This window comes from Paraburkholderia bannensis NBRC 103871 (assembly GCF_000685015.1).
Classification (GTDB): Bacteria; Pseudomonadota; Gammaproteobacteria; order Burkholderiales; family Burkholderiaceae; genus Paraburkholderia; species Paraburkholderia bannensis.
On record NZ_BAYA01000006.1, the window covers coordinates 392021 to 411562 of the forward strand.

The window sequence follows — 19542 nt, forward strand, 5'->3', positions numbered from 1 at the left end:
TTCACCATCTGCGCCGGACTGTTTTCCGGTAGCACAGGAGTCAACCGCATGACCGACGGTCAGCAAAGCAACGCACGCGCCGAACACGGCGCCTATCTGGGCGAACGCCCGCAAAACGGCCTCAAATTCGAACTGCTCGGCACCGACGGCCTCGCGCGCCGCGGCCGCGTCACGCTCAATCACGGCGTGGTCGAAACGCCGATCTTCATGCCCGTGGGCACCTACGGCACCGTGAAGGCCACCCAGCCGCGCGAGCTGGAGGAAATGAAGGCGCAGATCATCCTCGGCAACACCTTCCACCTCTGGCTGCGCCCGGGTCTGGAAACGATCGAGGCGCACGGCGGCCTGCACCGCTTCATGGGCTGGAACCGGCCGATCCTCACGGATTCGGGCGGCTTCCAGGTGTTCTCGCTCGGCGACCTGCGCAAGATTTCGGAAGACGGCGTGCGCTTCGCCTCGCCCGTGAACGGCGACAAGCTGTTCCTCTCGCCCGAAGTGTCGATGCAGATCCAGAAGGTGCTGAACTCGGACATCGTCATGCAGTTCGACGAATGCACGCCCTATGAGAGCAAGGGCGTGCCGACCACGCACAAGGAAGCCGCCGACTCCATGCGCATGTCGATGCGCTGGGCGCAGCGCTCGATCGACGAATTCAACCGCCTGGGCAATCCGAATGCGCTGTTCGGCATCGTGCAGGGCGGCATGTTCGAAGACCTGCGCGACGAATCGCTGGCTGGCCTGTCGCAGATGCCGTTCCACGGCTATGCCATCGGCGGGCTGTCGGTCGGCGAGCCGAAGGAAGACATGATGCGCGTGCTGGAGCACATCGCGCCGAAGCTTCCGGCCGACAAGCCGCACTACCTGATGGGCGTAGGCACGCCGGAAGACCTGGTGGCGGGCGTGGCCGCGGGCGTCGACATGTTCGACTGCGTGATGCCCACGCGCAATGCGCGCAACGGCTGGATCTTCACGCGCTTCGGCGACATCAAGATCCGCAACGCCACGCACAAGAATTCGCTGCGTCCGCTTGACGAACAGTGCGGCTGCTACACCTGCCGCAACTTCACGCGCGGCTACCTGCATCACCTGCACCGCGTGGGCGAAATCCTCGGCGCGCAGCTCAACACGATCCACAATCTGCACTACTACCTGGAGCTGATGAGCGAGATCCGCACGGCAATCGAGACGAAGACCTTCACGGCCTTCCGTCAGCGTTTCGCCGAAAACCGCGCACGCGGTGTGGACTGAGCCCAGGGAGCCCAGGCAATGGGGATCGAGGTGCGCGCCGGCAAGCTTTAGAAGCTTTCCGATGGCGCACCACCGCTAAAGCCGTCACACTTTACAATTGCCTTTCGCGACGACCCTGCGTCATACGCGGCTGACCGTCGAGGGCTGCGCCCGCCTCGCCCGCACAAGCGGGCAAAGCAGGGGCGATGCGGCTAACAGCTTGATCGGGAAGCCTATTTGACGCCATCGTCGCGTTAGTTGCCGGTGGTAGAATAACCGGCTCGCTTTTGATCGTATCTTTGATCGTACCGATCGTATAAACGGAGAGACCAACGTGTCGTTATCGTTAATTTCGAATGCCTTCGCAGCACCCGCAGCAGGCGGCGCAGAATCGAGCCTCATGAGCTTCCTGCCGCTGATCCTGATGTTCGCCGTGCTGTACTTCATCATGATCCGTCCGCAGATGAAGCGTCAGAAGGAACACCGCAATATGCTCGCCGCCATGGCCAAGGGCGACGAAGTCATTATCAGCGGCGGCATCGTCGGCAAGGTCACCAAGGTCAATGAAGCCTATGTGGGCGTCGAAATCGCCGACGGCACGGAAGTCACCGTGCAGAAGTCGTCGGTTACGACCATCCTGCCGAAGGGCACGATCAAGTCGCTGTAAGCGCGAGACGATCGATCACTTCAGGCCGCGGCTAACCCTGCGGCCTTGCGCGTCCGGCCCGGCCCCTGATTGCACCCACAGCGGGCGGCACGAAGGCCTCGCCGGACGCGCGCGCATCGAGATGGCAACTCCCCTCCCCCGTTGGGCCAACCAATGAACCGTTATCCCCTCTGGAAATATGTCGTGATGGTCGTGGCGCTCGCCATCGGCCTCGTGTACACATTGCCCAATTTCTTCGGCGAAGCGCCCGCGGTCCAGGTGTCGAGCGGTAAAGCCACCGTGAAGCTGGACTCCGGCACGCTCGCACAGGTCGAGGCAGCGGTTGCTGCCGCCAGCATCAAGGCCGACGACGTCACCTTCGACAACTCGTCGATGAACGCGAATATCCGCGTGCGCGTGGCCGATACGGACACCCAGCTGCGTCTGAAGGACGCGCTGAACCATGCGCTGAACGCCGACCCGACCGATCCGCAGTACATCGTCGCGCTGAACCTGCAAAGCGCCTCGCCGCGCTGGCTGACGGCGCTGCACGCACTGCCGATGTACCTCGGTCTGGACCTGCGCGGCGGCGTGCACTTCCTGCTCCAGGTGGACATGAACGGCGCGCTCAACAAGAAGCTCGATTCCGATGCTTCGGACGCCCGCTCGCTCCTGCGCGACAAGAATATCCGTGACGGCGGCGTGAACCGCGTCGGCCAGACGGTGGTGATCAATTTCGCCGATCCGTCGGTTGCCAGCGCTGCGCTCCAGACGCTGTCGGGCACGCGCGGCATCGGCGAGCTGACGTGGGCGACGCAGAACAATCCTGAAGGCGGCGTGCAGCTGGTTGGCTCGTTCACGCCGGCGGTCAAGAAGGCCGTGCAGGACGCCGCGCTCAAGCAGAACATCACGACGCTGCACAACCGCGTGAACGAACTGGGCGTGTCCGAGCCCGTGATCCAGCAGCAAGGCGACGACCGCATCGTGGTCGAACTGCCGGGCGTGCAGGACACCGCGAAGGCGAAGGACATCATCGGCCGTACCGCGACGCTCGAAGCGCGCCTCGCCGATCCGAACGGTCTGCATCCGAATCCGGGCGACCCCGTGCCGCCGGGCGACGAGCTCTTCACGCAAGGCAACGCCGCGCCGGTGCTGCTGCGCAAGCAGGTGATCTTCACCGGCGACCGCATCATCGACGCGTCGGCGGGCTTTGACGAACACCAGCGTCCGTCGGTCAACATCCGTCTGGACTCGGCCGGTGGCCGCGCAGTGGGCCAAGTCTCGCGCGACAACATCGGCAAGCCGATGGCCATGGTGCTGTTCGAAAAGGGCAAGGGCGAAGTGCTGACGGTGGCGACGATCCAGTCGGAACTGGGCGACCGCTTCCAGATCACGGGCCAGCCCACGCCGCAAGCCGCCACCGATCTCGCGCTGCTGCTGCGCGCCGGTTCGCTCGCCGCGCCGATGGACATCATAGAAGAACGCACGGTCGGCCCGAGCCTCGGCGCGGACAACATCCGCAAGGGCTTTGACTCGGTGGTGTATGGCTTTGCCGCCATCGCCGTGTTCATGCTCGCGTACTACATGCTGTTCGGCCTGATCTCGATGATCGGCCTGTCGGTGAACCTGCTGCTGCTCGTGGCCGTGCTGTCGATGATGCAGGCCACGCTGACGCTGCCGGGTATCGCCGCTATCGCGCTCGCGCTCGGTATGGCGATCGACGCGAACGTGCTGATCAACGAGCGTGTGCGTGAAGAACTGCGCAACGGCGCGCCGCCGCAACTGGCCATCCAGAACGGCTACGCGCACGCCTGGGCGACGATTCTCGACTCGAACGTGACCACGCTCATCGCCGGTCTCGCCCTGCTCGCGTTTGGTTCGGGCCCGGTGCGCGGCTTTGCGATCGTGCACTGTATCGGCATTCTCACGTCGATGTTCTCGGCGGTGTTCTTCTCGCGCGGTCTCGTGAACCTCTGGTACGGCGGCAAGAAGAAGCTCAAGTCGCTGGCCGTCGGTCAGGTCTGGCGTCCGGAACCGGAAACGGCTGGCGCCCCTGCGCTGAGCGCCGAAGACACGGACACCGACACGGGCCGTGCGCTCGCCTCGAACGCAGCCAGCGCAGCGAAGCGTCAGGCCGCGAAGGCCGGCGCCAAGGGCGGCGCGCGCGCGAAGCCGACGGTTCGCCGCCGGAACGACCCCAGCAGCCCCGACAACACCGGTTCGTCCCGCTGATACGGAGACTAGAAAATGGAATTTTTCCGCATCCGCAAGGACATCCCGTTCATGAAGCACGCGTTGATCTTCAACGCGATCTCCTTCATTACGTTCATCGCGGCGGTGTTCTTCCTGTTCCACCGCGGCCTGCACCTGTCGATTGAGTTCACGGGCGGCACGGTCATCGAAGTGCAGTATCCGCAGGCGGTGCCGCTCGAACCCGTGCGCGACTCGCTCGGCAAGATCGGCTACGGCGATGCCCAGGTGCAGAACTTCGGCACCTCGCGCGACGTGCTGATCCGCCTGCCGATCAAGCAGGGGCTTTCGTCGGCGCAGCAGAGCGACCAGGTGATGAACACGCTCAAGACCGACAATCCGCAAGTGCAGTTGCAGCGCGTGGAATTCGTCGGCCCGCAGGTGGGCAAGGAACTCGCCACCGACGGCCTGCTCGCGCTCGCCTGCGTGGTGGCGGGCATCATCATCTACCTGTCGTTCCGCTTCGAGTGGAAATACGCCGTCGCCGGCGTGATCGCCAACCTGCACGACGTGGTGATCATTCTGGGCTTCTTCGCGTTCTTCCAGTGGGAGTTCTCGCTGTCCGTGCTCGCGGCGGTGCTCGCCGTGCTCGGCTACTCGGTCAACGAGTCGGTCGTTATCTTCGACCGGATCCGCGAGACCTTCCGGCGCGAGCGCAAGATGAGCGTCGTCGAAGTCATCAACCACGCGATCACGAGCACGATGTCGCGAACCATCATCACCCACGGCTGTACGGAAATGATGGTGCTGTCGATGTTCTTCTTCGGCGGCCCGACGCTGCACTACTTCGCACTGGCGCTGACGGTGGGTATCCTGTTCGGCATCTACTCGTCGGTGTTCGTGGCGGCCTCGCTGTCGATGTGGCTCGGCGTGAAGCGCGAAGACCTCATCAAGGACAAGAAGGACAAGATCGACCCGAACGATCCGAACGCAGGCGCACAGGTTTAAACGCCTGGCCTTCGTCGAATGGCAAAGCCCCGCGAATGTCGCGGGGCTTTTTTTTCGTCCCGATGCTGCGGGCGCAGGCTTACTGCTTGATGCCCTCGGCCTGGATATGCAGCTTCGTCTTCATGCTGAAGCCGTACTTCTTGCCCATGTCCATGCCGAAGTCGTCGCGATTGAACTCGGCTTCGGCTTCTACGCCGCAGACTTCGCGCTTGAGCATCGGATGCGGCATGCACTTGAACGAATCGATCTCCAGCTTCAGCGGCTTCGTCACGCCATGCAGCGTGAGCGTGCCCACCACTTCTTTCGGCGTGTCGCCGTCGAACACGATCTGCGTGCCCTTGTAGGTCGCAGTGGGAAACTTCGCGACGTCGAAGAATTCATCGCTGCGCAGATGCTTGTCGAGTTCGGTATTGCCGGTCTGCACCGATGCCGGATCGATGCTCACGTCGACCGTGCCGGTCTTGCCTGCACGGTCGAGCGTGACCGTGCCCGTGGTCTTCGTGAACTTGCCGCGCCAGACTGAGAGCCCGGCGAAGTGATCGGCTTCGAAGCTCGGGTACGTGTGGTTGGGATCGAGCTGGTAGGTGTCGGCGGCCTGCGCCATCGACGGGGCGAACGATGCGGCGACCGACAGCGCGGCGGCCCCGGCGGTCATGACGCTTCTCAACACAAGATGGTTCAAGTACGCCTCCTTGCTTCGCTACGTGGTGGTGATGAGGACAACGCGAGGAAAATCGCGAAGAAAACGCTATCGCGCCGCATGCTGCACCGCGACGACGATGTGAAACTTGATCAGCACTTCGTCCGCGACCTTCGACGTGTCTTTCCACTCGCCCGTGCCGATGCCAAACAACAGTCGATTGACCGGCAAGGTGCCGTCGAAGGTCTGCGTCGCACCCTGCTGCGTGAGCACGACGGGCACGGCGACGCTTTCCGTATGGCCCTTGATCGTCAGGTTGCCGCTCACGCTGTACTGATTCGGCGCGGTCGCCGCGACGCCCGTCGAGACGAACGTGGCCTGCGGATACGTCTTCGCGTCGAACCACGCGGGGCCGCGCACCGAGTCGTTATAGGTCGAATCTCCCAGATCGTAGCTGCCGGTGTCCACCGTCAGGCGCGCCGTGCCGCCGTCGGGTCTGGCCGGATCGAAGTCGATATGCGCGTCGAACTTCGTGAAACTGCCCTCCACCGACACGCCCAGCTGACGCGAAATCGCCACCAGCGTGCTTTTGCCCGTGTCGAGTTGCGCCCACGCAATGCCCATCGTACCCACCGTAGCCACGGTGCCCGCCGCCAGCGCGGCAAACGCCGCGCACGCGATGCTGGCCGATTTCGCCAGCCTGAGCCTGGTTCCTGCTTTCATGACCATCCCCGAGCCGGGCGCGTGGTACGTCGGCGCGCGCCCCCGCCCGCGAGGGTGCGCTTGAGGCGAGCCCGACAAACGGCCGCCCAAAGCACAAAGATAACCGAACGGCTGCAAACGAGCACAAGCCGCCGCAGGCCGTGAAGCCTGGCGGAATTTCGCGCGCGTATTTGCGCTAACCGGCTTGGCCTGCCGGACTCGCATACGCCGGTGCGGCAAACATGGCACACTCCACGACCCGTCGAGCAGCCACGGTGCTGGCGTCGCAAACGCGTGCCGCTTTCTGGCTTTGGTAACATGGCCGCCAAGGCCGCCGCAGGCCCGTTTGAAGCCACCGCGCAGCCGCGCCGGCGCTGCTCGTCCCCGTTCACGTCGTTTTGCGTCATCCGACCGCATGGCCCCGGACAATCTGATCGCGTGTCACGAATGCGACGCGCTCTACCGCAAGCCTCGCCTCCTTGGGCGACAGTCCGCGCGTTGTTCGCGCTGCGGCGGCACCCTCTATCAGAGCAGCTCGGCACAACTCGACCGCATCTGCGCGATGACGGTCGCCGCGCTCGTCACGTTCATCATCGCCCAGTCGTTTCCTATCATCGAGCTCGACGCCAATGGCATCACGTCCGAGTCGAGCCTGTTTGGCGCGCTCGTGGTGCTGTGGAACGAGGACATGCAGATCGTCGCGGTGATGGTCTTCTGCGCAACCATCCTCTTTCCGCTCACCGAAATGGTGGCGCTGCTCTACGTCCTCCTGCCGATCCGGCGCGGCTTCATTCCGCCGGGCTTTAACCAGGTGCTGCGCGCGATCCAGTTCGTGCGGCCCTGGGGGATGCTCGAAGTCTTCATGCTGGGCGTGCTCATCACCATCGTGAAGATGGTGAGCCTCGCGCGCGTGATTCCGGAGACGGCGCTGTTCGCGTTCGCCGTGCTCACGCTGATGTTCACCGTCGTGGTGACGTTCGATTCGCGCACGCTCTGGGATATCGCCGACGCGCTGCGCGCGGGCGCTCGCCAGGCGCGCCATCCGGGGCACGGCGGATCAGGCGCGGCCGGCGGCAGTCCCGCCGGGCCGGACATCGACCCTGAAGGCCTGCTCGACCCGGGCGTGCCGCCCACGCTCGGCGGCCCGGAAGCCGTTGCGTCCGTCGATCCGGCAGCCGACCCTGCAGTCGATCCGGCAGCCAATCACTCCATCGATCACCCCATCGGCGAACCCGAGATCCGCGACCCCTCATTGCCGCAGCCGCGGCCAAAACCCGGTGCGCCGGATGCACCCGGCTGGACTCCGCGATGAAGCGCGCGCTGAAAACCCCGCGTAGCGAGGCAACCCGATGAAATACGTCACCGCCACCGACGCCGGCCTCATTTCCTGCCACGCCTGCGGCCATCTGCAGGCGCGCGCGCGTCCCAAAGCCGGCCAGGCGCATCAGCGCTGCGGACGCTGCAACTCGCCGCTGCATCTGCGCCACCCGGACAGCCTCATGCGCACCTGGGCGCTGCTGATCGCGGCGGCGCTGCTCTACATCCCGGCGAACCTGCTGCCGGTCATGCACACGGCCTCGCTCGTCGGCGACGAGGACGACACCATCATGAGCGGCGTGGTCTACTTCTGGACCTCGGGCGACGCGCCGCTCGCGGTGATCGTCTTCATCGCCAGTATTCTCGTGCCGATGCTCAAGCTCACCGTCATCGCGCTGCTGTGCATCACCTCGCAGCGCCGCTCCACATGGCGGCCGATCGAGCGCTCGAAGCTCTACCGGCTGGTCGAATTCATCGGCCGCTGGTCGATGCTGGACATCTTCGTAGTGACGCTGACCGTCGCGCTGGTACGCTTCCAGTCGCTTGCAGTGATTACGGCGGGGCCCGGCGCGATCGCCTTCGGCTCGGTCGTGATCCTGACGATGATGGCGTCGATGCAGTTCGACCCGCGCCTCATCTGGGATCCGGTGGACGAAGACAAACATCAACAGCAGCACCCCACGCAACACTCTCAGGATCGCCCCCATGAATAGTCCGCAAGGACCGAATCCGCACTCAGGCGGTCACTCCGGCGGCGGCGGCTCGCTGCCGCCCGACCTGCCCGAACCGGACATCGTCAAGCCCAAACGCTGGCTGCCCTCGCTCGTCTGGATCGTGCCGCTCATCGCGGCGCTGATCGGCGTGGCGCTGGTGGTGAAGTCGGTCGCCATGCGCGGCCCGACCATCACGATCAGCTTCATGACCGCCGAAGGGCTCGAACCCGGCAAGACCAAGGTCAAGTACAAGGACGTCGATATCGGCTCGGTGCGCGCGATCAAGCTCTCGCCGAACCTCTCGCACGTGCTCGTAACCGTCGAACTCACCAAGGACGCCGAAAACTTCGCCAAGAAGGACAGCCGCTTCTGGGTGGTGCGCCCGCGCATCGGCGCGAGCGGCGTGTCCGGTCTCGGCACGCTGCTGTCCGGTTCGTACATCGGCGCGGATGCGGGCCGCTCGGAGGAAACCGCGAGCGACTTTACCGGGCTGGAAACCCCGCCCGCCGTGACCATCGACGAAAAGGGCCATCGCTACACGCTGCACAGCGAAAACCTGGGCTCGCTCGATATCGGCACGCCGATTTTCTATCGCCGTATCCAGGTCGGCCAGGTGACCGGCTACTCGCTCGACAAGGACGGCACGGGCGTCACCGTGCAGGTGTTCGTGAGCGCGCCCTACGACCAGTACGTCGGCACCAATACGCGCTGGTGGCATGCAAGCGGCGTGAACGTCCAGCTCGATTCCAGCGGCATCAAGGTCAACACGCAGTCGCTCGCGACGGTCGTGGTGGGCGGCCTCGCCTTCCAGGCGCCGTCCGGCCAGGCGATGGGCCCGCAGGCGCCCGACAACTCCACCTTCTCGCTCGCGTCCGACGAAAGCGAAGCGATGAAGGAACCGGACGGCGCACCGGTGCGCGTGGTGATGTACTTCAACCAGTCGCTGCGCGGGCTGTCGGTGGGCGCGACCGTGGACTTCCGCGGCATCGTGCTCGGCCAGGTGACCGACATCGGCATTGAGTACGACCCGAAGGAACATAACTTCACGATGCCGGTGACGATGGATCTGTATCCGCTGCGCCTGTCGCGTCGCACGCGTGGCGAGCCGCCCGCGCCGCACACGCCGCAGAGCCGCGAACTGGTCAAGCGTCTGGTTGCGCGCGGGCTGCGCGGCCAGCTGCGCACGGGCAACCTGATCACGGGCCAGCTCTATATCGCGCTCGACGTGTTCCCGAAGGCCGGCCCCGCGAAGGCGGATCTCGACCGCGACCCGATGGAACTGCCGACGGTGCCGAACTCGCTCGAAGAACTGCAGCAGCAGGTCGCCGATATCACGAAGAAGCTCAATCAGATTCCGTTCGACAAGATCGGCAACAATCTGAACGAGTCGCTCAAGAACGCGAACCAGCTGTTCGGCAAGGTCAACGACGAGATCCTGCCGCAGATGAAGGGCACGCTCGACGAGGCGCAAAAGACGTTCAGCGCCGCGCAGTCCACCCTGCAGCAGGATTCGCCGCTGCAATCGGACGTGCATCAGGCCATGCAGGAACTCACGCGAACCCTGCAGTCACTCAACTCGCTCACGGATTACCTGGAGCGCCATCCCGAATCGCTGCTGCGCGGCAAATCAGGAGACAAGCCATGACGTTTCGCCGGCCCAACCTCCGGCTTCCCGCCGCCCTTCCGGTGCTCGCCTCGGCGCTCGCCCTCGCGGCGGCGCTTGCGGGCTGCGCCTCGCCCTCAAGCCGCTTCTACACGCTGAGCCCGAGCGGCGACGGCGCACGCACTGCATCGGCTGCGACGGCGCCCGTCAGCGCGGGCAACCCGGCGTGGCTCATCGAGCTTGCGCCGGTCGACGTGCCGCCGCAGGTCGCAAAGGCGCAACTCGTCGTGCAGACCGACGCCACCCAGGTGAAGGTGCTGGAACAGGAGCGCTGGGCGTCGATGCCAGGCGACGAGATCCGCCGCGCGCTCTCGGGCGACCTTACGCAGCAGTTGAACACCATCGACGTGTATGGCTCGCCGCATCCGGACAACGTGCCGGTCTACCGCGTGAGCGTGAACGTGCAGCGTTTCGAATCGTGGCCCGGTTCCCATGCGCTGATCGACGCGGTGTGGAGCGTGCGTGCGCTCGATTCGCAGACGGTCATGACCTGCCGCAGCGTGCTCAACGAGCCCGTCGGCGACGGCTACGACGCGCTGGTGGTCGGCCATCGCCGCGCGGTCGCGGATCTCTCGCAGGCGATTTCGAGCGGCGTGCGCGCACTCGCCGCCACGCCGCAGGTCGTCATGCCGACGGTGAAAGGCAACGCGAAAGCCGCGCCGCGCGTGAAGCCGCCCGTCAGCATCGCCTGCCCGCAGAGGGTGCCTGCCGCCGCTTCGGCGGGTTGAGACGCGGCAGACATTGCCTCCTGTGACGCGGCGCGAAAAGCGCCGCGTCGCTTTTGGGGCAACTGAAAAAGCGCAAAACGCGCGGCCCGCGATAATGTCGGTTTGCCTCACTGCCCGACACTTTCGTATGTTCCGTTCGATCCCGACGCTCTGGAAAAAATGGCGCGCCTCGCGCAGCGCCGGACAGCAACTCGATGCGCTGCTCGCCAGCGCCGATGCCGACGCCCCCTACGCCGAACGCAGCGACTGGCTGATCGAGCTTGCGCACTGGATTCACCGGCGCGGCAAGCTCGACGCCGATCAATCCAGCGCCCCCGCGCCCTCCGACGACGCCCCGCAACGCACCCCGCCCGAACACGTCCGCGTGCGCTACCTGCTGCACGTGCTCGACCGCAATCCCGAGTGGAAAGCCAACGTCGGCGCGATGGTGCGCAAGCTGCTGCGCGAAAGCGACAGCATCTCGCTGCTCTGCGACGCCGGAATGCCGGTTCATTCGGGCCTGCTCGGGGCGATGGTCGAGCGTCTGCAGGCGCAGTTGATCCCGCCCGCGCCGAACCGCCGCGACCTCGCCGCGCTCGTGACGCTGATGTTTCCGGCCGCTTACGATCCCGAGTGGATCGCGAGCCTGCCCGCCGATCTGCTCAAGCGCCTGCAGGCCTTGATCGCCGAGCCTGCACCTGCGCCGTCCCATGCAGTCGCGCAAGGCGTCGAGGCAATCGAGCCTGCAGTCACCGCGGCTGGCAGACTCCCCGGCGACTTCTCGCTCGACCTGCTCACGGCGCTGCACAACCTGACCTGCCAGATCAGTTCGACGGGCCTGTCGCCGACGGTGCGCAGCCGCCTGTCCGGCGACGACGCCCGCGTCGCCATCGAAAAGCTGCCGTTCTTCCGCCTCACGCGCGCACTGCTGGCAGTGGAGAACGCACGCGACGCCGGCGAGCCCGCGCGGCTGCTGCAGGAGGTGAGCTGGCTGCGCCTGCTGCTCGACGACTGCCGCCGCGCCACCGACGACGTTTTCGCGCACCTCTATCGGCACGGCGTGCGCGTGGACACGGTGTTCCAGGTCGAGCGCATGCGCATGCGGATCGTGCGCGCCGAGCGCCTGCTCGACGCATGGATGGCCGCCGACGATGCCTCGACCCAGGCGCATCTCGTCGCCGATCTCGTGCGCGCGAACCAGCGCAGCCAAAGCGTTTCGCACCTCGTGCGCAGCAATTTCGCGCTGCTCTCGCGCAAAGTCGTCGAGCTGTCCGCCGATACCGGCGAGCACTACATCGCGCGCGATCGCGCCGAATACCTGACGATGCTGCGCATGGCGGCGGGCGGCGGCCTCGTGACGGCCGTGACGGTGTACGTGAAATTCGGCGTGACGGGCGCCCATCTGCCGTCGATGATCGAAGGCGTGTTTGCGGGCATCAATTACGCGGTGAGCTTCCTCGTGATGCACTTCTGCCACTTCTCGCTCGCGACCAAGCAGCCCGCCATGACCGCGCCCACGCTCGCGCGCGAACTCGACGGCGCGAACGAGGCGGCGGGACGCGCGCGCTTCGTCTCTTCGGTCGTCGCGCTGATCCGCACCCAGGCGGCGGCCGTGCTCGGCAACGTGCTGCTGGTGTTTCCTGCGTGTCTCGCGATCCAGCTCGTGTGCGGCTGGCTGTTCCACGTTAACCTGATCTCGCCCACGAAAGCGCACGCGACGTTGCAATCGTTCTCGCTGCTCGGGCCGACGCCGTTCTACGCCGCGCTCACCGGCGTCCTGCTGTGGGCGTCGAGCCTCTTCGCCGGTTGGGCCGACAACTGGTTCGTACTCCATCGCGTCGAGGACGCCCTCGCCTGGAACCGGCGCCTGCGCATGACGCTGGGCGCCTCGGGCGCGGCGCGGCTCGCGCGCTTTTGCCGTGTCAACGTGGCGGGCGTGTGGGGCAATCTGGTGCTCGGCATGATGCTCGGGCTGGTGCCCGCGATCGTGTCGGCCGTGGCGTTTCACTTCGAGGTGCGGCACGTGACGCTTTCGGCGGGTTCGATCGGCGTGGCGATGGGCGTGCTCGGCAGCGGGACGCTCGGCAGCGGCGAGCTCTGGTGGGCCGTTGCGGGCGTCGCCAGCATGGCGGTGCTCAATGTGACGGTGAGCTTCGCGCTCGCGCTGCACATGGCTTTGCGTTCGCGCGGCCTTGCCCGACGCGACGTGCGCCCGCTGATGCGTGCCTTCTGGCGGCGCGTCACGCGGCATCCGATCGCGCTGGTCTGGCCAAGCCGGCGCGGCGGGTTGCGTGAAGACAACGATTGAATGGGTGGTTTTCTATGCCGGATGGCCATCATTGCTGAGTTTCTGATGCGGCCCAGGCGGCACGCCTGGCCTTGATGCGACGCTGGGGAACGCTCGCGCTCCATGCATGGACGCAGCGTTCCTCAACCCTTCTGCACCAGGGCGTGCGACTTTATCGCGCTTGCCAGGTGTAGTCACATAGGCTACAGTCGCATGATCAAAACCTTTCGGCACAAAGGTCTTGCATCGTTTTTTCTGGACGGCAACAAGGCAGGCATTCAGGCGCATCACGCACCCAGGTTGCGTGTGCTGCTCACCGCGCTTGATGAAGCACGTGGCCCGCAGGACATGAACGTGCCGCCCTGGCGGCTGCATGCTTTGCGCGGCGATCTCCGCGATCACTGGGCCGTCTGGGTGAACGGCAACTGGCGTCTCACCTTCACGTTCCACGGAGAGGACGCAATCCTCCTCGATTATCAGGACTACCACTAAAGGACAGGCATGAGCAGCAGAATGCACAACCCGGCGCACCCCGGCGAGGTACTGCGCGAATGGATCCCGCAGAACATGACGGTGACCGAGGCCGCGAATGCGCTCCAGATCAACCGCGTGACGCTGTCAAATTTGTTGAACGGCAAGGCCAGCGTGACCGCCAATATCGCGCTGCGCCTTTCCGCGTGGCTCGGCACGTCGACTGATCTGTGGCTCGGCATGCAGAACCAGTGGGATCTCTGGCAGGCCAGCCAGCAGCCCCGGCCGAAGATCAAGCCACTGGTTCGGGACGCGGTTTGAGGGCTGCCGGGAGCGCCGACAGCACGCCGCCCGGCCCCGCGCCCTAACCCGCGTACAATAGCGCCTTCCCCGCAGCGTCACCTCTCTTCTCATGTCTTTCGATTTCTTTGCTCCCTGCCCGCGTGGCCTTGAAGCCGCGCTCGCCGCCGAACTGGCCGAAACCGCGCAACGGCGCCTGCCGCCCGGCGCGCTCCAGGTCGGCGCCGAAGTCCCCGGCGGCGTGCATTTCCGCGGCAACTGGGCCGGCGGCATGGCCGCGAACCTGCATTCGCGCATCGCGAGCCGCGTGCTCCTGAAGATCGCCCAGCGCCCGTACCGCGGCGAGCAGGACATCTACGCGCTCGCCCGCGAGCAGCAATGGGAGAAGTGGTTCTCGCCGAACGAGACGATCCGCATCGACATCACCGCGATCAAGTCGCCGCTGCGCAGCCTCGAATTCGCCACGCTGCGCGTGAAGGATGCGATCTGCGACCGCATGCGCGACAAGGCCGGTTCGCGTCCGAGCGTCGACACCGCTTATCCCGATGTGCGCATCTTCGCCTTCCTGACCACGACCGACTGCACGCTCTATCTCGACACGTCGGGCGAGCCGCTCTTCAAGCGCGGCTGGCGTCTGGACAAGGGCGCGGCGCCGCTGCGCGAGAATCTCGCCGCCGGCATCCTGCGTCTGACCAACTGGACGCCCGAGCAGCCGCTCTATGACCCGATGTGCGGCTCCGGCACGTTCCTCGCCGAAGCCTGCCAGGTTGGCATGGATATCGCGCCGGGCCTGTCGCGCAGCTTCGGTTTCGAGCGCCTGAAGCAGGCCGATACGGCTGCATGGCGCCATCTGAAGAGCGAGGCCAACACGGCGCGCAACACGGCGATGAGCCGCGCGAAGGATCTGCAGATTTTCGGCAGCGACATTTCTGACGTCATGCTGGAGAAGGCGCGCGCCAATTTCGCGCGCGCGGGTCTCGGCAATGTGCCGCTCAAGCAGATCGACGCGCGCAACATGACGCCGCCCGCCGAGGGCGAAGGCATCCTGGTGGCGAACCCGCCGTACGGCGAGCGTATCGAAGTGCGCGGACGCAATGCGCGCGGCGAGTTGCGCGAGCGCAGCCCGCGTGACGACGATGGCTACGATGCGCCCGATTCGTTCCGCCGCGCCCACACCGACGCGCCCGACGCCGAGTTCTTCCAGGCGCTCGGCGACGCGCTCAAGCAGCGCTTCACCGGCTGGCGTGCATTCTTCCTCACCTCGGATCGCAAGCTGCCCGGCCAGTTGCGCCTGCGCGAAGCCGCCAAGACGCCGCTTTTCAACGGCGCGCTGGAATGCCGCCTGTTCCGCTTCGACCTGATCGCGGGCAGCGTGCGTCAACGTCCCGCGAAGGACGCCGCAGCGGGCGAAAGCAATCCGGGCTAAGCCCGTTTAAAGCAACATCGCTACATAGGGCCGCCGCGCGCGCATCAGACGCGCGCAGGCCCGACTTGCGCTCCGCCCGCTTCCACGGGCAGCGGATATCCTTCGTACTCCGGAAACAATTTCGGCAGCAGAAACATCGGCAGTGCGTAGCGCGAGAAGCAGCGCGACGTCGACGCCGGATGAATCAGATGCAGGCAGCTCGCCTGCGTGTCCTCGGCGGCCAGCACCTTCGCGCCCGATTCCACCACTCGCCGGATAAAGCTCTCGTCCTCGCCCAGGTTCACGTCGGCATAGCGCGCCGTGTCGAACAGCGACTTGCGATACACGTAGGCGAAGCCGTAGAAGAGAATGAAATCGGCGCCAATCTGCATCTTCTCGTGGAAGGTCACGGTGCCCACCGATTTGCCGCGCAGCTCGTAATGCAGCCCGACGCGCGCGTTCAGATCCATGTAACCCAGAAACTGCGTATGCGGCGCGACCATCCAGAACGTCGACAGCTTCATGAGCGCGGCGTCGTTGTCGTGGAGCATGCGCGTCATGCCTGAGAGGTAGTGCGCCGCGTAGTGATCGTCGTCGTCGAAGTGGGCAATGATGTCGGCCTTCGATTCGGCCACGAGCCAGTTGCGCTTGGCGCCAATCGTCATCGGCACTTTCGACCAGTAGTAGCGCACGCGCGCGTCGCTGCGCGCGAGTTGCTGCATGAAGGCGCTAGGCTGCGCGCTGTCGTCGAGCACGAGCCACTCCCAGTCGACTTGTTGACGCGCGACGCAGCGCGCAATGGCGGGCAGGAACGCCTCGCGGTTCGCGGTGGGCGTGATGATGGAGACGTTTGGAGACATGAGAAACGTAAAAGCGTGGAAGCGTTGAAACGGCGCGTGGACAGGCCGTCGAGGTCATCGGATGCTTCGATTACAGCAGAAGCGCGCGCGAGGCTCTCTCGAAAAACTTCGAAACACGGGCGTGCACGAACTTGCGTATCGACTTCGCGAAGCTACTGACAGCACGCTGTCAGCAGGCCCCCTGCACACTGCCTCTACCCCACGCAGCACGCCCCATCGCGCACGGGGACGGCGCCTGGCATCCTGCCAGCCGCCGCCAGTCAAATGCATCCCGCACCCCTCTGCCGTCGCCACTCCAGGAGCGCATCATGTCCACCGAAATCCTCGACGCACCCCAGCAATCCGCGACTTCCCAGGCTGCCCGCGTCATCTCATGGTTCGAAATTCCCGCACATGACCTCGATCGTGCGGCCCGTTTCTACGAATCCGCTTTCGACACCGCGCTGCAACGCGAAGTGGTCGGCGGCGTGCCGATGGCGATTTTTGGCCACTCGGATACCGAAACCGGCGGCTGCATCGTCTTCAATCCGCATGACGCCAAGCCTGACCCGAAGGGCGTGCTCGTGTACCTGAACGCACAGCCCTCGGTCACGGCCGTGCTCGATCGCGTCGAAAGGGCGGGCGGCAAGCGCCAGGGCCCGGCGCTGGAGTTGCCGAACAACTACGGCTATATCGGCTTCTTTATCGATACGGAGGGCAACCGCGTCGGGCTGCACGCGGCCAAGCTCGGCTGATCGAAGCACGCACGGCGGCCGGGCTTGCGCCCGGCGCTATCATCTGCGCTTGAAGGTACATAGACGGCGCGCGATCCCCCTCGCGCGCCCTTTTTCCGTTCTCCCGCGTCACGCCAGCTGCCCGCCATGACCCGTCGCGCCGACCGCCTGTTCCAGATCGCCGAGCTGTTGCGCGGCCGCCGCCTCACGACGGCGCAGCAGCTTGCCGAATGGCTCGCCGTCTCGCCGCGCACCGTGTATCGCGACGTGCGCGATCTCCAGCTGTCAGGCGTGCCGATCGAAGGCGAAGCGGGCATCGGCTACCGGCTCGCGCGCACGGCCAGCTTGCCGCCGCTCACTTTCACCGCTGACGAACTCACGGCGCTCGCCGTGGGCGCGCGCATGGCCGAATCGTGGGGCGGCGCGGCACTCGCGGGCGGCGCACGCGGCGCGCTCGCGAAAATCGCCGCCGCCATGCCCGCCGACAAACGCGCCGTGCTGGAACGCATCGCCGTCTTTGCGCCGTCGTATCACGTCGATCCGGCGTATTCGGAGAAAGTGGACGCGCTGCATCGCGCCGTCGATTCGCGGCTCGTGGTGAGTTTCGCGTATTGCGACCGCATCGGCGCGCAGACGCAGCGGCGCGTGTGGCCGCTCGGGCTGGTCTATTGGGGCGCACAGTGGACAGTCGGCGCATGGTGCGAGATGCGCGAAGGCTTTCGCAATTTCAACATCGCGCGCATGAACGGCGTGGAAGTGCTCGAACCGTTTCCCGATGTCAGCGGGCGGCGGCTGGCCGACTATCTGCGCCATGTGAACGCACCGTCACGCTAGGCATCGCGATAAAAAAAGCCCGCTGTCTAGCGGGCCTTTTAACAAGCATCGAGCGCGGCAAGCAGGCGCTTACTCCACGGCCTTCACCATATCCTCGATCACCTTCTTCGCATCGCCGAACACCATCATGGTCTTGTCCATGTAGAAGAGTTCGTTGTCGAGACCGGCATAACCCGCCGCCATCGAGCGCTTGTTGACGATGATGGTGCGCGCCTTGTAGGCCTCGATGATCGGCATGCCCGCGATCGGCGACTTCGGGTCGTTCTTGGCCGCCGGATTCACCACGTCGTTCGCACCGAGCACCAGCACCACGTCGGTCTGGCCGAACTCGTTGTTGATGTCCTCCATCTCGAACACCATGTCGTAGGGCACTTCAGCTTCCGCCAGCAGCACGTTCATGTGGCCCGGCATGCGGCCCGCGACCGGATGGATCGCGTAACGCACGTCCACGCCTTTTTCGACGAGCTTGTCGGTGAGCTCCTTCAGTGCATGCTGCGCGCGCGCCACGGCCAGGCCGTAGCCCGGCACGATCACGACTGATTCGGCGTTGCCGAGCATGAACGAGGCATCGTCGGCGGAACCCGACTTCACCGGGCGCTGCTCCTGCGCGCCGCCCGTTGCCGCCCCGCCCGCCTCCGCGCCGAAGCCGCCCAGCAGCACGTTGAAGAACGAGCGGTTCATCGCGTGGCACATGATGTACGAGAGGATCGCGCCCGACGACCCCACCAGCGACCCGGCGATAATCAGCATCGCGTTGTTCAGCGAGAAGCCGATCCCCGCCGCCGCCCACCCCGAATACGAGTTCAGCATCGACACCACGACGGGCATGTCCGCGCCGCCGATCGGAATGATGATGAGCACGCCCAGCGCGAACGCGATCGCCGTCATGATGATGAACGGCAGCCACGACTGCGTGATGAAGAACAGCACGCCGAAGCCGATCATGCCGATCGCCAGCATCAGGTTGATCAGGTGCTGGCCTGCATACACCACGGGCGCGCCCTGGAAGAGGCGAAACTTGTACTTGCCCGAGAGCTTGCCGAAGGCGATCACCGAACCGCTGAACGTAATCGCGCCCACGAAGGTGCCAATGAACAGCTCGATGCGGTTGCCGTACGGCAGGAAGCCCGGATAGGGCGCGTCTTCGGCAACCAGCCCGAAAGCCGCCGGCTCCGACACCACCGCATACGCGATGCACACCGCCGCGAGACCGATCAGCGAGTGCATGGCCGCGACCAGTTCGGGCATCTTGGTCATCTCGACGCGCGCGGCGACGAACGCGCCCAGCCCGCCGCCAACGATCAGCGCACCGAACAGCAGCGTCAGCCCCAAACCCAGGTTCGAGCCAAACTGTGCGGACTCCTTGACGATCAGCGCAATCGTCGTGAGGATGGCGATGGCCATGCCGACCATGCCGAACAGGTTGCCGGCGCGCGCGCTGCGCGGATTCGACAAGCCCTTGAGCGCCTGAATGAAGCAAACCGACGCCACCAGATAGAGCAGCGTAACGACGTTCATGCTCATCGCGCGCCCTCCTTTCCTTCCGCAGCGGCAAGCTTCCTGGGCTCCTTCTTGCGGAACATCTCCAGCATGCGCCGCGTGACAAGAAACCCACCGAACACGTTCACGGCAGCGAGCAACACGGCCAGCGTGCCGAAGAACTTGCCCGCGAAGCCCACGGTCAGGCCCGTGGCCAGCATCGCGCCGACAATCACGATCGCCGAAATCGCGTTGGTCACGGCCATCAGCGGCGTATGCAGCGCGGGGGTGACATTCCAGACCACGTGATAGCCCACGTACACGGCCAGCACGAAGATGATCAGGTTGATGACGGTATGGTTGATCAGTTCCATTGCCGG

19 protein-coding genes are annotated in these 19542 nt (G+C 65.3%); 14 read left to right on the top strand and 5 right to left on the bottom strand.

Annotation, left to right across the window (positions count from 1 at the left end):
- Nucleotides 1–48 precede the first annotated feature (48 nt).
- The 4 genes from tgt (at nucleotide 49) to secF (ending at nucleotide 5071) form a co-directional block, all read left to right on the top strand.
- Nucleotides 49–1248 (top strand): tRNA guanosine(34) transglycosylase Tgt, encoded by a 1200-nt coding sequence (gene tgt, locus BBA01S_RS13010; RefSeq protein WP_027816830.1) that lies wholly within the window; start codon nucleotides 49–51, stop codon nucleotides 1246–1248.
- Nucleotides 1249–1627: 379 nt separating this feature from the next.
- Nucleotides 1628–1894: a preprotein translocase subunit YajC gene (gene yajC, locus BBA01S_RS41075; RefSeq protein ID WP_042296938.1), complete on the top strand. Its 267-nt coding sequence runs from the start codon at nucleotides 1628–1630 to the stop codon at nucleotides 1892–1894.
- A gap of 153 nt (nucleotides 1895–2047) precedes the next feature.
- A complete protein-coding gene (gene secD, locus BBA01S_RS13020) occupies nucleotides 2048–4105 on the top strand; it encodes a protein translocase subunit SecD (RefSeq protein WP_027816832.1) in 2058 nt (685 codons plus the stop codon).
- 15 nt (nucleotides 4106–4120) lie between these two features.
- Entirely contained in the window at nucleotides 4121–5071 is a 951-nt protein-coding gene (gene secF, locus BBA01S_RS13025; RefSeq protein ID WP_027816833.1) for a protein translocase subunit SecF, read from the top strand.
- Between the two features lie 79 nt (nucleotides 5072–5150).
- Here secF and BBA01S_RS13030 read toward each other — a convergent pair whose 3' ends face one another.
- Both BBA01S_RS13030 and BBA01S_RS13035 read right to left on the bottom strand, forming a co-directional pair.
- Nucleotides 5151–5726, bottom strand: coding sequence for a YceI family protein (locus tag BBA01S_RS13030; RefSeq protein WP_027816834.1), 576 nt, complete (start codon nucleotides 5724–5726; stop codon nucleotides 5151–5153).
- Between the two features lie 93 nt (nucleotides 5727–5819).
- Nucleotides 5820–6335: a YceI family protein gene (locus tag BBA01S_RS13035; protein WP_042297003.1), complete on the bottom strand. Its 516-nt coding sequence runs from the start codon at nucleotides 6333–6335 to the stop codon at nucleotides 5820–5822.
- Nucleotides 6336–6828: 493 nt separating this feature from the next.
- Between BBA01S_RS13035 and BBA01S_RS41080 the strand changes: the two genes are divergently transcribed.
- The 8 genes from BBA01S_RS41080 to BBA01S_RS13075 all read left to right on the top strand — a co-directional run bounded on the left by BBA01S_RS41080 (nucleotide 6829) and on the right by BBA01S_RS13075 (nucleotide 15297).
- Nucleotides 6829–7725 (top strand): paraquat-inducible protein A, encoded by an 897-nt coding sequence (locus tag BBA01S_RS41080; RefSeq protein WP_084162104.1) that lies wholly within the window; start codon nucleotides 6829–6831, stop codon nucleotides 7723–7725.
- Nucleotides 7726–7762: 37 nt separating this feature from the next.
- Nucleotides 7763–8443 (top strand): paraquat-inducible protein A, encoded by a 681-nt coding sequence (locus tag BBA01S_RS13045; RefSeq protein ID WP_027816836.1) that lies wholly within the window; start codon nucleotides 7763–7765, stop codon nucleotides 8441–8443.
- The gene (locus tag BBA01S_RS13050; protein WP_027816837.1) at nucleotides 8436–10088 is read left to right on the top strand and encodes a PqiB family protein; all 1653 of its coding nucleotides are present in this window, start codon (nucleotides 8436–8438) and stop codon (nucleotides 10086–10088) included. The genes BBA01S_RS13045 and BBA01S_RS13050 overlap by 8 nt, the downstream gene beginning before the upstream one ends.
- Entirely contained in the window at nucleotides 10085–10834 is a 750-nt protein-coding gene (locus BBA01S_RS13055) for a PqiC family protein (RefSeq protein WP_027816838.1), read from the top strand. The genes BBA01S_RS13050 and BBA01S_RS13055 overlap by 4 nt, the downstream gene beginning before the upstream one ends.
- Nucleotides 10835–10961: 127 nt before the next feature.
- Complete coding sequence (locus BBA01S_RS13060) at nucleotides 10962–13121, top strand: site-specific recombinase (protein WP_027816839.1); 2160 nt, start codon at nucleotides 10962–10964, stop codon at nucleotides 13119–13121.
- A gap of 192 nt (nucleotides 13122–13313) precedes the next feature.
- Nucleotides 13314–13592 (top strand): type II toxin-antitoxin system RelE/ParE family toxin, encoded by a 279-nt coding sequence (locus BBA01S_RS13065; protein ID WP_027816840.1) that lies wholly within the window; start codon nucleotides 13314–13316, stop codon nucleotides 13590–13592.
- A gap of 9 nt (nucleotides 13593–13601) precedes the next feature.
- Complete coding sequence (locus BBA01S_RS13070; RefSeq protein WP_027816841.1) at nucleotides 13602–13892, top strand: HigA family addiction module antitoxin; 291 nt, start codon at nucleotides 13602–13604, stop codon at nucleotides 13890–13892.
- Between the two features lie 91 nt (nucleotides 13893–13983).
- Nucleotides 13984–15297, top strand: coding sequence for a THUMP domain-containing class I SAM-dependent RNA methyltransferase (locus BBA01S_RS13075; protein WP_027816842.1), 1314 nt, complete (start codon nucleotides 13984–13986; stop codon nucleotides 15295–15297).
- A 44-nt stretch (nucleotides 15298–15341) separates the two neighbouring features.
- Here BBA01S_RS13075 and BBA01S_RS41085 read toward each other — a convergent pair whose 3' ends face one another.
- Nucleotides 15342–16136 carry a glycosyltransferase family 2 protein gene (locus BBA01S_RS41085; RefSeq protein ID WP_042296941.1) on the bottom strand — a complete coding sequence of 265 codons (795 nt, stop codon included), beginning with the start codon at nucleotides 16134–16136 and terminating at the stop codon, nucleotides 15342–15344.
- Nucleotides 16137–16444: 308 nt separating this feature from the next.
- On the opposite strand from BBA01S_RS41085, the gene BBA01S_RS13085 reads away from it, so the two are divergent.
- Nucleotides 16445–16870 (top strand): VOC family protein, encoded by a 426-nt coding sequence (locus BBA01S_RS13085; RefSeq protein WP_027816843.1) that lies wholly within the window; start codon nucleotides 16445–16447, stop codon nucleotides 16868–16870.
- 126 nt (nucleotides 16871–16996) lie between these two features.
- Nucleotides 16997–17683, top strand: coding sequence for a helix-turn-helix transcriptional regulator (locus BBA01S_RS13090; RefSeq protein WP_027816844.1), 687 nt, complete (start codon nucleotides 16997–16999; stop codon nucleotides 17681–17683).
- Nucleotides 17684–17752: 69 nt separating this feature from the next.
- Here the strand turns inward: BBA01S_RS13090 and BBA01S_RS13095 are convergent, their stop codons facing one another.
- The gene (locus BBA01S_RS13095; RefSeq protein ID WP_027816845.1) at nucleotides 17753–19207 is read right to left on the bottom strand and encodes an NAD(P)(+) transhydrogenase (Re/Si-specific) subunit beta; all 1455 of its coding nucleotides are present in this window, start codon (nucleotides 19205–19207) and stop codon (nucleotides 17753–17755) included.
- Nucleotides 19204–19536 carry an NAD(P) transhydrogenase subunit alpha gene (locus BBA01S_RS13100; RefSeq protein ID WP_027816846.1) on the bottom strand — a complete coding sequence of 111 codons (333 nt, stop codon included), beginning with the start codon at nucleotides 19534–19536 and terminating at the stop codon, nucleotides 19204–19206. Before BBA01S_RS13100 ends, BBA01S_RS13095 begins: the two co-directional genes overlap by 4 nt.
- Nucleotides 19537–19542: the final 6 nt, after the last annotated feature.

Bases quoted from the DNA above. Each gene is read 5' to 3' on its own strand.
- BBA01S_RS13055 (WP_027816838.1), top strand. From the start codon at position 10,085: ATGACGTTTCGCCGGCCCAACCTCCGGCTTCCCGCCGCCCTTCCGGTG.
- secD (WP_027816832.1), top strand. From the start codon at position 2,048: ATGAACCGTTATCCCCTCTGGAAATATGTCGTGATGGTCGTGGCGCTC.
- BBA01S_RS13065 (WP_027816840.1), top strand. From the start codon at position 13,314: ATGATCAAAACCTTTCGGCACAAAGGTCTTGCATCGTTTTTTCTGGAC.
- BBA01S_RS13060 (WP_027816839.1), top strand. From the start codon at position 10,962: ATGTTCCGTTCGATCCCGACGCTCTGGAAAAAATGGCGCGCCTCGCGC.
- BBA01S_RS41085 (WP_042296941.1), bottom strand. From the start codon at position 16,136: ATGTCTCCAAACGTCTCCATCATCACGCCCACCGCGAACCGCGAGGCG.
- yajC (WP_042296938.1), top strand. From the start codon at position 1,628: ATGAGCTTCCTGCCGCTGATCCTGATGTTCGCCGTGCTGTACTTCATC.
- BBA01S_RS13100 (WP_027816846.1), bottom strand. From the start codon at position 19,536: ATGGAACTGATCAACCATACCGTCATCAACCTGATCATCTTCGTGCTG.
- tgt (WP_027816830.1), top strand. From the start codon at position 49: ATGACCGACGGTCAGCAAAGCAACGCACGCGCCGAACACGGCGCCTAT.
- BBA01S_RS13070 (WP_027816841.1), top strand. From the start codon at position 13,602: ATGAGCAGCAGAATGCACAACCCGGCGCACCCCGGCGAGGTACTGCGC.
- BBA01S_RS13095 (WP_027816845.1), bottom strand. From the start codon at position 19,207: ATGAGCATGAACGTCGTTACGCTGCTCTATCTGGTGGCGTCGGTTTGC.
- BBA01S_RS13035 (WP_042297003.1), bottom strand. From the start codon at position 6,335: ATGGGCATTGCGTGGGCGCAACTCGACACGGGCAAAAGCACGCTGGTG.
- BBA01S_RS13085 (WP_027816843.1), top strand. From the start codon at position 16,445: ATGTCCACCGAAATCCTCGACGCACCCCAGCAATCCGCGACTTCCCAG.
- BBA01S_RS41080 (WP_084162104.1), top strand. From the start codon at position 6,829: ATGGCCCCGGACAATCTGATCGCGTGTCACGAATGCGACGCGCTCTAC.
- BBA01S_RS13075 (WP_027816842.1), top strand. From the start codon at position 13,984: ATGTCTTTCGATTTCTTTGCTCCCTGCCCGCGTGGCCTTGAAGCCGCG.
- BBA01S_RS13090 (WP_027816844.1), top strand. From the start codon at position 16,997: ATGACCCGTCGCGCCGACCGCCTGTTCCAGATCGCCGAGCTGTTGCGC.
- BBA01S_RS13030 (WP_027816834.1), bottom strand. From the start codon at position 5,726: ATGACCGCCGGGGCCGCCGCGCTGTCGGTCGCCGCATCGTTCGCCCCG.
- BBA01S_RS13050 (WP_027816837.1), top strand. From the start codon at position 8,436: ATGAATAGTCCGCAAGGACCGAATCCGCACTCAGGCGGTCACTCCGGC.
- BBA01S_RS13045 (WP_027816836.1), top strand. From the start codon at position 7,763: ATGAAATACGTCACCGCCACCGACGCCGGCCTCATTTCCTGCCACGCC.
- secF (WP_027816833.1), top strand. From the start codon at position 4,121: ATGGAATTTTTCCGCATCCGCAAGGACATCCCGTTCATGAAGCACGCG.